Raw genomic sequence first — 11,733 nt, 5'->3', positions numbered from 1 at the left:
TTCGTTAAATTTATGTTAGCATGTTCCTCTGCCAGCCACAATGAACGCAAATTGTCGCAATTTGCAGCTTGCTGAATACTCTGTGCTTAACTCTCCAATTATTTTTCAATAGTCTATTAGGATTACAAATATGGAGGGAATTCGACAGCCTTTACAGTGACTGGAAATCATAATAAGACAAATCTATCATTTTTTTTCAGGAAAAAAATATAAATCGAATTTTCCTGCCTTGAATGGTAAACTAATTCTATGTGTTCTAATAACAGCTCGGGAGGAATAACAGATGGGCTATATAATCATCAGCCTTTTTGTCCTGGCCGCGCTTCTTTTCGCACTTTCTTTCTTTTTGAAAGATCCATACAAAGAATTGCGCGAAGAAATCGACCAGCTGACAATCCAGCAAATCCAGGATTTATACCAGATCAAGAAGAAGCTTAAGGTACTGGAGGAAGAACTGCTTGTAAACGATACAACTCTGGAAAAGCAATCTTCATTCAATACTGGCAAAAAGCAAATTCACGATATCATAAAAAATCAGGTATGGTCGCTTGCCCAGCAAGGGATGGATATAAACCAAATTGCAAAGCAATCATCTCTTACGAACCAGGAAGTTCAGGAGATCATTAATGAATTTGTTGATAAAGGACAGATCGTATGAATAAAAGAACAGCGCAAGCATTCGCGTTAGGACTCATTTTTGCAGCAATTTTTCTCTGGGCAGGCAGCAGCGTGATTGCTGAAAAAGAACCAAAGAAGAAAGTTGTTGCGGTGTCAGAAGCAATGAAGATACTTGAAGAAAAGGGCTATAAGGTGTTGAGCAGCGCCGAGTTTGCTGAACTAAACGAGAAAAAAGCAGAAGTTGTGAAAGAAGAAAAACCGAAAGAAGAAGCCACTGAAGAAAAGGCCGAGGAAGTTAAAGAGGAGAAGCCATTTACTCTCATTATCGCTGGTGGCATGTCACCTGGTGATGTCGCGACGATGCTGGAAAGTCAAGGGATCATCGATGATGAAACCAAATTCGAGCGGTTCCTTATTGATAAGGGTTACCACACAAAGGTACAAATCGGCAAGTATGAACTGAAAAGCGGCCTGGATTATCACCAAATCGCGAAAATCATCACGAAAAATCGATAATTACGCAGCGCCCTCTCTGGAGGGTCTTTTTTTGTACAAAAAAGAGAGGGAATCCCCCTCTCTTTCGAATGCTTATTGATTCAGATCGTACCGCTTCCCTTTTACCAGATAAAATACATTTTCAGCGATATTCGTAACGTGATCTGCTGAGCGTTCAAGGTAACGGCTGATAAATGAAAGCTGAGTGATTTGCGCCAGCTGTTCTGGCTTGGTTTGAGCAAGGCTCAAAAGTTCCTTTATTGTCTCTCCATAAAGGTCGTCAACCTGGTCATCCATTTGTGCTACTTGTCTTGCTTTGCCAAGGTCCTCTTCGTTATAGGCTTCTAACGATAACTTTAGCATCTCAACTGAGATCTTGTGCATTTGCTTGATGTGCTCAATGGGTTTAACAAGCGGTTCTTTACCAATCCTGATTGTAGACTTGGCAATATTGACGGCAAAGTCCGCCATTCTCTCGATATCCGTCGCAATTTTGATCGCAACAATCAACCGTCTTAAATCCACAGCAACTGGCTGCTGCTTAGCGATCAATAAAATCGCAAAATCATTGATTTCTTCTTCCAGTATATTAGCTTCCGCATCATCTTCAAGGATTTTCAAAGCAAGTTCGATATCCTTGTTTTCAAGGGCTTCCAGCGACTGGTTAAGTGCGTTGACCGCAAAGTTTCCAAGCTCCAGCAATTTTCCGTGCAATGTCTTCAGGTCTTCTTCAAACTTCCCTCTAACTACCATGCATCCTCATCCTTCCAATGAAATTTCAAGATTAAAAATCAACCGAATCGTCCAGTAATATAATCTTCTGTCCTCTTGTCTGATGGATTGGAGAAGATCTTATCCGTCTGGGCAAATTCAATGACTTCCCCATTCAGGAAGAATGCAGTCTTGTCAGAAATACGGGCAGCCTGCTGCATATTATGTGTAACGATTATGATACTATAGTCTTTCTTCAATTCCTGTACCAGTTCCTCGACCTTCAAGGTGGAAATCGGATCAAGTGCAGATGTAGGTTCGTCCATCAGGATGACATCCGGTTCAATGGCCAGAGCACGTGCGATACAGATACGCTGCTGCTGCCCGCCTGACAAGCCGTATGCATTCTGGTTCAAACGGTCTTTAACATCATCCCAGATTGCAGCACCTCTTAAGCTCTTTTCAACAATTTCATCAAGGATTTTCTTATCGCGGATTCCATGGATCTTAGGGCCATAAGCGATATTATCATAAATGGATTTAGGGAATGGATTCGGTTTTTGGAACACCATGCCGACACTCGTTCTTAAATCCTCAACCTGATAGGCTTTATCAAGGATATTTCTCCCTCTGTATAAAATCTCTCCGGAAATCTTTACAGTAGGGACCAGCTCAACCATTCTGTTCAATGTTTTGATGTATGTCGATTTACCACAGCCGGACGGCCCAATAATTGCTGTTACTTCATTCTCATTGATCGCCAGGTTAATATTTTTCAACGCGTGACCTTCTCCATACCACAGATTAAGATCCTTTGTTTCATATACAACCTTTTGAGCATCCTCTTTCACCATGTTTGCATTTACAGTCGTATTCGCCTTATCTGTTACTACTGACATATGTTAAAACCTCCCAGACTAATATCTCTTTTGGAATTTATTACGGATCAAAATGGCAATTGAGTTCATCACAAACAAAACGAGCAACAGAATGACAATCGTTGCAGCTGCCAGGTTAGCATACTCAGCAACCAGTGCAGAGTCAATTGTCCAGTAATAAATTTGTACTGGCAATATCGTGAATTTGTCAAAGATTCCATCTGGAATAGGTATTAACAGTGCAGGAATGCCTATAACGACAAGTGGTGCAGTTTCCCCAATAGCACGTGACAGAGCAAGAATAACTCCAGTGAGGATTCCAGGCAATGCAGCTGGCAAAACGACATTCTTGATTGTCTGCCATTTAGTAGCGCCCATGCCAAAAGATGCTTCCCGGAGGAATTGGGGAACAGCCCGAATCGCTTCCTGGCTTGCCACCACAACGACTGGCAGTACGAGCAATGCCATCGTCAATCCGCCGGCCAGTACAACTGAACCTAAATCTAGGGTCCTAGCAAACACAGTCAAGCCAAGAATCCCGAAAACAACGGAAGGAACCCCTGCCAGATTAGAGATGTTCGTCTTAATGAATGAAGAAATACGGCCTTTTGTTGCGTATTCTTCAAGATAAATCGCTGTTCCAATTCCAAGAATCATCGTTACTGGAGCCACTACAACCATTAGCCAAAGAGTTCCGGTAATCGCTCCCCAGATACCGGCTCTTTCAGGGTCAGTAGATAGTCTATTCATCAGGAAATCGACATTGATCCATGGTAATCCATCTTTTAAAACACGGTAGATTAAGACAACCAAAACGATCAGGCCGAAAAGCGTGGCAAGCAAAAATAGTCCTTTTGCAAAGTTGTTTGCAAATAACCTGGTACCCATTTTTTTCTGGACTTGAGTCGAATCTACATATTTCATCTTAATATTCCTCCCTGAACTTGCGAGAGATATACTGAGCGATAAGGTTCATGATCAGTGTGAACACAAATAATGTCATAGCAACAGCATAAAGACTGTAGTATAAGGTTGTGCCGGCAGCCGCCTCGCCGCCAGTGACTTCAACAATATACGCCGTCATAGTCTGCATCGATTGTGTAACATCGAAGGTGAAGTTCTTTGAACTGCCGCTGGCTATCGCCACAATCATCGTTTCGCCAATAGCCCTGGAAATTCCAAGCACAAATGAGGCAATGATTCCTGAAATTGCTGCCGGGATGACAACCTTCCATGTTACCTCGAGCTTGGTGGCACCGAGAGCCAAGGCACCTTCCCTCATGGCGTTCGGTACAGAACTCATCGCATCTTCCGATAAAGATGCAACCATCGGAATGATCATGATTCCCATTACGATACCCGGGCTCAATATATTTGTCGGTTCCAGGCCGGGAATAAATGATCTCAAAAGCGGTGTTACAAAAGTAAAAGCAAAGAAACCATAAACGATGGTCGGGATCCCTGCTAAAATTTCAAGGATGGGCTTTAATAACCTTCGAGTCTTCTCAGAGGCATACTCACTTAAGAAGATCGCAGTCATGAGTCCCACCGGAATAGCTACAAGCATTGCAATTACAGTGGAGATGAGAGTGCCTGTAAGCAAAGGTAATACGCCAAATACTGCATTTTCACCCAGAGGCTTCAATTTAGTGCCTGTGAAGAAGTCTATAAAAGGAACAGCCCTAAAAAAGGCAATCGTTTCGGTCAATAATGTAAGTACAATTCCAATTGTCGTAAAAACTGAGATTGCTGCAATCCCAAATAATATCTTTGGTATTAATTTTTCAGTTGTATTTGTGATGCTTTTAGTTCTTTTCTTTTCCTGTATGATTTCACGAACATTCAACTCTTGGCCGTGATTTCGGACAACGCTTTTTGCCACGCGAATAACCCCTTTCATCCTTCTCATCCAAGGAAGGACTTTTCCTTATAGTACCCAAGGGAAAATAAAGTAACATATTTACACGCAAGAAGATGAGAAGCTTAGACCTCTCATCTCCTCATGTGCCTGGTTTTTACTTCTTCATGCCATTTAATGTATCAAGAACAGCTTTTACATCTTCGTCAGCTAAAGGTGCGAAGCCAGTGTCTTTCGCAACATCCTGTGCATTGTTCATTGTGTAAATAGCATAATCAAGTACTTGTGGTTTTTCTTTCGCATTGTTCACGTTTAAGTAAGTGAACACCGGACGTGTGAATGGTGCATAGTCGCCATCTTCTTTGATTGTGTCAAGAGACGGCTCTACAGGGCCATTGCCGAAGTCCACTTTTACTGCAGAAAGCTTATCTTTGTTGCTTTCATAGTAACCATAACCAAAGAAACCAATTGCATTTTTATCTTTTGATACTAGATCTACAAGTGTTGAGTAGTCTTGCTGCAGATTGATACCTTCAACTAAATCTTGTTCTTCTAGGATATTTTCGAACATAAACTCGTAAGTACCGTGGTTTTCGTTGGGGCCGTATGTCTTGATTTCTTCATTCGGGAATTCGGCACGGACATCAGACCATTTTTTCTTTCCAGCGCTAGCAAGGAAAATATCTTTAACTTCTTGTTCGGTAAGCTCAGTAGCCCAGTCATTGTCTTTATTGATGACGATTGTAATCCCATCAAGTGCAACTTTCATTTCTTGTACTTCTATACCAAGTTTTTCAGCTTCTGCTTTTTCTTCTTCCTTAATCTGGCGAGAAGCATTGTTGAAGTCTGTTCCATCTTCTGCAAGGAATTTCTTGAAACCGGCCGATGTTCCGGAGCGGCTTACTTCAACGGAGACATTTTCTTGTTCTCCCATATAGTTTTCAGCCATTCGTGCCATGAAAGGATAAACTGTTCCTGATCCGTCGATGACCACGCTGCCTTCTAGTTCTTCGCCATTTCCACCTTCGTTATCTCCACCGCCGCATGCAGCAGTGAATACCATAACAGCTGCCAGCGTTATAAACAGGCTCATCTTTTTAAGACTTTTCATTCTTTTATTCCCCCTACGAGATGTGGATGTTATGTCCTACAGAAATAAGAATACTTTCTTTTTTTTAACGTTGTTTTAACTGAATGTAAAGGTTTTGTAAATTCGGTTGATTTTTGTGTAATTTTGTCGAATTAGATAAAAGAGGGTTGTCCAGTTGCTGATAGTATACCCAGCATGAACAAAAAAAAAACTGCCTCAAAAGAGACAGTTAAGACCTTCATTATTCTTCTGTTTCATCTTCAATTTCTTCTAAAAGCTCCGTTCCTTCTTCTTTTTCTTCAATTTCCTGAATTGGCTGTTCGGGATTCATGTTTCCTTCAAGACGTTTCTTTTTCAATTCAAAATACGTATCAAGGACCCGTCGTCCTATATCATTATTCGCATGGTGCCCCTGGTTGCCTTCATATGCCCACGGAACCATGACAGCCATCGCAATTTCCGGGTTTTCATATGGTGCATATGCAACAAGACTCAAATTCATTACTTCCGGCGGCTTCTCATAATTCTTTCTTTTCGGGCCATCATAAAAAGCTTGTGCGGTACCCGTTTTGCCAGCCGGTTTGTAATTGGCAGTATGAAATGCCCCGTAGGCTGTACCGCCCCTCTCCTGCATGACCCTTCTGAAACCCTCCTGGACTCTGTCAAACCATTCTGGTTTGGCGTCCACTTTATTGAGGATGACTGGGTCCATTTCATTCAGTACAGGACCTACCTCATTATTTTTCATGACAGGTTCACGAATTTCCTTTACAATCCTTGGCTGAAGTCGCGTACCGCCATTCGCAATGGTAGAAACATATTGTGCCAATTGAAGTGTCGTGTACGTATCATACTGGCCAATCGCAAAGTCAAGCAATAGACCAGGTCCTCTCTCTGCCCCCTTGAAACCGACCATTTCATTTGGCAGATCTATCCCTGTCCTAGCACCAAGGCCAAATTGACTGAAATAGTTCCTCATCGTGTCAAAGGCTTTTGGCTCAAGGTACAATGGCTGATCATATCTGTAATTCCCTTTTCCGATGTTGATTGCTGTCATGAACATATATACGTTAGACGACACCTTAAGGGCATTGCGGTCGTCAAGGGTACCCAATCCAGCTTTCCAGGACTTTTTCGGATTTGTTTTGGCTATCTTAACCGGTGTATCATAAAACTGTGTACCCGGGCTGATTGCCCCGGTGCTGAATCCTGTTAAAACGGTTGCTCCTTTAACAGCAGATCCAACATTATAAGAAGTTGTAAAGTTACCGCTGGCAAAATCCTGCATCGACGTTTTACCCGTTTCTTCATCTTTAACCATTTGCTTTCCAGCAAGTGTTAAGACTTCTCCAGTATTAGGATCCATTAATACAACAAATGCCCTATCCAGGAGTCCTGTTCTAGGTTGCTGCTTCGCATTTGCCAACTCTTCTTCAATAATTTTCTCAACAGCTAGCTGTAGGTCCATGTCAATTGTCAGGACCAGGTCCTTTCCACGCTGTCCTTCGGTGATCATCTGTGTGTCCAGGACGTTTCCGCCCTTGTCTGTAATGTTTTTCACCTTTGCCTTCTGACCGTGCAGCACATCTTCATATTGCTGCTCGATATAACTTAAACCAACCCTGTCGTTCCGGCTGTACCCTCGCGCCAGATAATACTCCAGCTTTTCCCTCGGGAGCCCCTTCTCGGAATCACTTACTTTGCCCAAAATCGATTTTAGTGTTTTATCATAGGCATACTGACGCTCCCAGTCGGTGGTTGTGTCGACGCCTGGAAGCATATCCAGGTTTTCACTGACAATAGCGAACTCTTCAGGTGTTACATTTTTTTTGACGATTTGCGGCGATAGTGCATATCCGCTCATCATTTCACGCAAAATAGCGAGTATTTCCAAATCTGTTTTCGTTAGTTCATTCAGTTCTTTTTCGGTGATTCGTTCAAGCTGGAGATTATAAAGAGCCTTATCATCCAGCTTCTTTTCATCATACTGTGCCCATTCAGTTTCTTTGATTTTTTCTCTGGCACGTTCTTCATTTCTTAAGATCCAATAATCCTTTTTATCCCTTTCCCTGACTTTCTCTAAATCATCTTTGGAGTCCTTTGATATCAGTTTTGCAAGTCGTTCTGCGACCATGAGCATTTCCTTTGTATCAGTACTCTGGCTCTTTGTATACGTTATAGCCTTACTAGCTATATTATCTACGATTGTTTTCATGTTCCGGTCATACATTTTCCCTCTTGGAACAGGATTGTTCACGGTCACATCTTCCGTTCGTTCAATTTCCCGTTTAAAATCCTCTCCGTAAACAATCTGAACAATTCCCAGTCTTAAAATCAGCATCGAAAATAACACAAAGACCGCGAAAAACAACATATTCAGCCTGAATGGCACATGCGTCTTCTTTTTCTTCTTATTCAAGCCTCTCCCACCTCTTCAGTCTGTATGTCTAAAATATGCACTATATATTATATTATCGAAAATTGGCGTCTTTTTCTATCAATAAACTTTTTCAGAAATATTTTCCATATTAGTTGTAAAAATAGAAAGCTCGAGCTCCTCGTTCAGCCTCCTAATGCGCTATATGGATTATGGATATCCACAGCTAAAACAGCTGCCATTTTATTATGAACAAAAAGCGCAAGCGCCTTGATCAGCCCCGACACGCGCTGGAGGGCCGACCGATGAAGTCGTTCTTTGACGTCATTGGGCGGACCGAAGCGTCGCGAGGGGCTAGGCGCTGGAGCTGGATTACAATAACTTATATAGTTATCCACAACTAATTAATTTTATAATTTCCTAAAGAACAAAAAAAACCGGGAGTCATCCCGGTTATGCTGGAGCTTTCAACTGAATTTTCCTGATAAAAAGGTAAATCAAAGTATGTCCGCTCCCAAGAATGACAAGGAGGACCGGGATTGCCTGTTCTTCGTTGAAAATATGGATCGCTGCCAGGAATAATAATATTGAAGCAACCCGGCCAAGATTCAAAAATAATTCACGGACAACTATATATTCGATTCTCATTTCAGCCGCCTTCCAGCCGCGTCCAATAACGTCATAGGTCATTGAAGCATACGGGACGAGTAGCAATGGATAAGCGACTGCAATCAGAGCCGCATACAGCAGCAGACGGAAATAGCTGACCTGGAAAACAATCAGGAATATTGCCAGGAAAAGGATGATTCCTCCCACCAGAATCGCTTTTTTCCTGTGTTCCTTTTTCAGCATTCTCGAGACAAAATAATAGGCCAAAAATGAAATTCCCGAATTGATCAGTCCGTACGTCCCCAACGCCATTTCACTGTCTGTGGCTATGAATACAAAAACTGAAACAATGAAAACAAACACGCCCTCTCTCAGTCCTTGAAAAAAATGAGCATTGGTAACCATTCGCCAATTTTTATCATGTTTTCTTTCAGCTATAATCCGCTGAAACCAGTACTTCCCACGGGCTGGCCTGCGTTTAAGGAAGAAACTCAGCAATACCGCGATTGAAAAAAGTCCCAACGAAAGTCCAAAGACTACTGTATAGCCCGTCAACTTTTCAAGCCTGGATATGATAAACCCAGCGGCGATCGGCCCAATCATGCCGCCGACGGAACCGAGGATGCCAAGAAAGCCATTAAAGAAATCACGTGTTTCAGGTTCAGTGATTTCAAAAGTGAGGACATTATAAGCAAGCCAATAAAAACCATAGCCAATTCCCAGAAGCACACCCAATAGCAGTAAAAAATCGGAAGCTTTCGTTCCTACCAGCAAAACTGTTACATAAAACAAGGCCAGGAAAATGACACCGATTCGAAGGACAATGACCCTGTCTACTTTCTTAGCCCACCTTCCCGCAAGAATAAAGGTGAGCGGCTGGGCCACGACAATCGATAAATTATACATTGCGAGATCAGCAATTTCGCCGGATTGCTTCCATAAATAAATGTTAACAAAGGTATTCGAAAGGGCAATGCTCAATGAGTACAATCCCCCAATAATCAATAGGAGCGCTAAATCCTTTGTCAGTTCAATGTCTCCTAATAATTTGTTTACTTTGCTCATGATCGACTCCCCTTTTCTCTTGGGTAGTTTCTAACAAAGTAAAGGGGGTTATTCAGTTTTTCCGGAGGGTCTTTTTCAGGATAGAGCAGCCGAAACAAAAAATGAGAGGCTGCATTCAATTGCAGCCCCTCTAAACGATCATTAGATTATTTTGCAGAAGCGTAACGCTTGCTGACTTCTTCCCAGTTAACAACGTTCCAGAATGCACCAATGTATTCCGGTCTTCTGTTTTGGTAGTTCAGGTAGTATGCGTGCTCCCAAACATCAAGTCCAAGAATTGGAGTCTTGCCTTCCATTAATGGAGAGTCCTGGTTTGGAGTGCTAGTCACTTCAAGTTCACCATTATTAACAACAAGCCAAGCCCAGCCAGAGCCGAAACGAGTAGTTGCAGCTTTAGAGAACTCTTCCTTGAAGCCTTCGAAGCCGCCGAACTTAGAGTTGATCGCATCAGCTAATTCTCCAGCAGGCTCGCCGCCTCCGTTTGGAGAAATGACTTGCCAGAATAGTGAGTGGTTAGCATGTCCGCCGCCGTTGTTGCGGACAGCAGTGCGTGCTGCTTCAGGAACAGCATCCAGGTTAGAAACTACTTCCTCAACTGTTTTTGACAGAAGTTCTTCGTTTCCTTCCAAAGCATTGTTAAGATTTGTTACATAAGTGTTGTGGTGCTTTGTGTGGTGAATATTCATTGTTTCTTTGTCAATGTGTGGCTCAAGTGCATCATATCCATAAGGTAATTGTGGTAATTCAAATGCCATTTTTAACATCCTCCTATGTATCGTGTTTCACTCCCAGAACAAAACCTTTCACATAATTCTGTTATTAGAATTGTTCTAAAAGTGCTTCTTGTTTAGATTACCAAAGAACGGTAATCGTTTCAAATAAAATGCTTTCATATAACGTGTTTAAAATCCCCTTTTCTTCGACGTTTTATACACTTATTTTCATTAAGTCCATCATCAACGAAAATGAGCTTCCAAAATCGAGTTGGGGTCAAGCTGATAAAATACCGAAGGAGCCCCATTCGAGAAAGTTTCAGAAAATCGTCAATATTGCTCAAATGCAGTCCTGTCAACGATATAAGTCGCATCTTAACCATAACCATTCCAATTATTACCAATGTATCATTGACACAGTAACAACAATTCTTTTAAATCAAAAGTATAGAAAGGCTTAATAAGGAGACGACCTTGATGGACAAAAATATATCATTATACAGTTTAATTTTGCAAAATTTTATTGACAGGGAAACAATCCAAAAAATCAAGCCGGATTCGATCCTTTTTCAAGAGGATGAAAATGTTGAAAATGTTTATATCCTCCTGAGTGGAAGTGTTTCAGTTGGCCGTATCCATATGAAAGGGAAGGAATTCATCCTTAAAATCCTGAATGGCGAAGAAATGGTCATTGAATATGAACTGTTCAAACATAATCCGCGTTATCACTTTTCAGCCAAGACACTAACAGAATGTGAAATCCTCATGATTAAAAGAGAGCAGTTCGAGGAATTCATTATCAATGATAGAACCGCTATGAATGCAATGGTCAACTGGCTCAGTACCAGATATCTCAAAGCCCAGATGAAGTGTCAGGACCTGATTATGAACGGGAAGAAAGGCGGTTTGTACTCCATATTGATCAGGTTATGCAATAGCTACGGAGTGATGACAGATGAAGGGATCCTGATCGATTTACCCCTGACCCACCAGGAGCTGGCAAATCTCACGTATGGAACGCGTGAAGTTATCCAAAGGATGCTCAAGGAACTGCGCGAGAAAGACATCATCGCTTATGATCAGCTTAAATTCACGGTAAAGAACCTCGCTTATCTAAAAAGAGAAGTCGATTGCCAGAATTGTTCATTTGAAATTTGCGGGCTAAATTAAAAAATCGTGCTTATGTCAGGGCGGAACTCGGCAAAAGGGTATGATTAGCACGCAAATGCACCCTTATGGGAGACGAAGCTGCTGCATAAGGGTACTTTTATGAAATTTCTATAACCAACTATTAACAGTAAATATCATTAAGGACCGAT

11 protein-coding genes are annotated in these 11,733 nt (G+C 41.8%); 3 read left to right on the top strand and 8 right to left on the bottom strand.

Annotated elements, in window-relative coordinates:
* Nucleotides 1-283 precede the first annotated feature (283 nt).
* Both J7E35_RS07005 and J7E35_RS07000 read left to right on the top strand, forming a co-directional pair.
* On the top strand, nt 284-658 hold the full coding sequence (locus tag J7E35_RS07005) for a hypothetical protein (RefSeq protein WP_192470881.1): 375 nt from the start codon (nt 284-286) through the stop codon (nt 656-658).
* The gene (locus tag J7E35_RS07000; RefSeq protein ID WP_214778299.1) at nt 655-1,134 is read left to right on the top strand and encodes a hypothetical protein; all 480 of its coding nucleotides are present in this window, start codon (nt 655-657) and stop codon (nt 1,132-1,134) included. Before J7E35_RS07005 ends, J7E35_RS07000 begins: the two co-directional genes overlap by 4 nt.
* A gap of 72 nt (nt 1,135-1,206) precedes the next feature.
* Here the strand turns inward: J7E35_RS07000 and phoU are convergent, their stop codons facing one another.
* From phoU to J7E35_RS06960, 8 genes are all read right to left on the bottom strand, one after another.
* Nucleotides 1,207-1,866 carry a phosphate signaling complex protein PhoU gene (gene phoU / locus J7E35_RS06995; RefSeq protein WP_214778297.1) on the bottom strand — a complete coding sequence of 220 codons (660 nt, stop codon included), beginning with the start codon at nt 1,864-1,866 and terminating at the stop codon, nt 1,207-1,209.
* A gap of 38 nt (nt 1,867-1,904) precedes the next feature.
* Entirely contained in the window at nt 1,905-2,678 is a 774-nt protein-coding gene (pstB, locus tag J7E35_RS06990) for a phosphate ABC transporter ATP-binding protein PstB (protein WP_251009402.1), read from the bottom strand.
* 63 nt (nt 2,679-2,741) lie between these two features.
* Nucleotides 2,742-3,626, bottom strand: a complete 885-nt coding sequence (gene pstA, locus J7E35_RS06985) for a phosphate ABC transporter permease PstA (protein ID WP_214778293.1) — start codon at nt 3,624-3,626, stop codon at nt 2,742-2,744.
* A 1-nt stretch (nt 3,627) separates the two neighbouring features.
* Nucleotides 3,628-4,602 (bottom strand): phosphate ABC transporter permease subunit PstC, encoded by a 975-nt coding sequence (gene pstC / locus J7E35_RS06980; protein ID WP_214778291.1) that lies wholly within the window; start codon nt 4,600-4,602, stop codon nt 3,628-3,630.
* Nucleotides 4,603-4,717: 115 nt separating this feature from the next.
* Nucleotides 4,718-5,671 carry a PstS family phosphate ABC transporter substrate-binding protein gene (locus J7E35_RS06975; RefSeq protein ID WP_214778289.1) on the bottom strand — a complete coding sequence of 318 codons (954 nt, stop codon included), beginning with the start codon at nt 5,669-5,671 and terminating at the stop codon, nt 4,718-4,720.
* Nucleotides 5,672-5,891: 220 nt separating this feature from the next.
* Entirely contained in the window at nt 5,892-8,024 is a 2,133-nt protein-coding gene (locus tag J7E35_RS06970; RefSeq protein WP_483297193.1) for a peptidoglycan D,D-transpeptidase FtsI family protein, read from the bottom strand.
* Nucleotides 8,025-8,480: 456 nt separating this feature from the next.
* Entirely contained in the window at nt 8,481-9,701 is a 1,221-nt protein-coding gene (locus J7E35_RS06965; protein WP_214778287.1) for an MFS transporter, read from the bottom strand.
* A 146-nt stretch (nt 9,702-9,847) separates the two neighbouring features.
* Entirely contained in the window at nt 9,848-10,456 is a 609-nt protein-coding gene (locus J7E35_RS06960; RefSeq protein WP_214778285.1) for a superoxide dismutase, read from the bottom strand.
* Between the two features lie 435 nt (nt 10,457-10,891).
* Here J7E35_RS06960 and J7E35_RS06955 point away from each other — a divergent pair, with 435 nt between their 5' ends.
* Entirely contained in the window at nt 10,892-11,584 is a 693-nt protein-coding gene (locus J7E35_RS06955; RefSeq protein WP_251009385.1) for a Crp/Fnr family transcriptional regulator, read from the top strand.
* The last annotated feature ends 149 nt before the right edge of the window (nt 11,585-11,733 follow it).

Source organism: Bacillus sp. ISL-45 (assembly GCF_018613195.1).
Taxonomy (GTDB): Bacteria; Bacillota; Bacilli; order Bacillales; family Cytobacillaceae; genus Mesobacillus.
This window is presented reverse-complemented; position numbering and strand designations above follow the sequence as displayed.

What these genes read in the sequence shown, in the direction of transcription:
- J7E35_RS06975 (WP_214778289.1), bottom strand. Translation starts at nt 5,671, where the DNA reads ATGAAAAGTCTTAAAAAGATGAGCCTGTTTATAACGCTGGCAGCTGTT.
- phoU (WP_214778297.1), bottom strand. Translation starts at nt 1,866, where the DNA reads ATGGTAGTTAGAGGGAAGTTTGAAGAAGACCTGAAGACATTGCACGGA.
- pstC (WP_214778291.1), bottom strand. Translation starts at nt 4,602, where the DNA reads ATGAAAGGGGTTATTCGCGTGGCAAAAAGCGTTGTCCGAAATCACGGC.
- pstB (WP_251009402.1), bottom strand. Translation starts at nt 2,678, where the DNA reads ATGGTGAAAGAGGATGCTCAAAAGGTTGTATATGAAACAAAGGATCTT.
- J7E35_RS06955 (WP_251009385.1), top strand. Translation starts at nt 10,892, where the DNA reads ATGGACAAAAATATATCATTATACAGTTTAATTTTGCAAAATTTTATT.
- pstA (WP_214778293.1), bottom strand. Translation starts at nt 3,626, where the DNA reads ATGAAATATGTAGATTCGACTCAAGTCCAGAAAAAAATGGGTACCAGG.
- J7E35_RS07005 (WP_192470881.1), top strand. Translation starts at nt 284, where the DNA reads ATGGGCTATATAATCATCAGCCTTTTTGTCCTGGCCGCGCTTCTTTTC.
- J7E35_RS07000 (WP_214778299.1), top strand. Translation starts at nt 655, where the DNA reads ATGAATAAAAGAACAGCGCAAGCATTCGCGTTAGGACTCATTTTTGCA.
- J7E35_RS06960 (WP_214778285.1), bottom strand. Translation starts at nt 10,456, where the DNA reads ATGGCATTTGAATTACCACAATTACCTTATGGATATGATGCACTTGAG.
- J7E35_RS06970 (WP_483297193.1), bottom strand. Translation starts at nt 8,024, where the DNA reads ATGTTGTTTTTCGCGGTCTTTGTGTTATTTTCGATGCTGATTTTAAGA.
- J7E35_RS06965 (WP_214778287.1), bottom strand. Translation starts at nt 9,701, where the DNA reads ATGAGCAAAGTAAACAAATTATTAGGAGACATTGAACTGACAAAGGAT.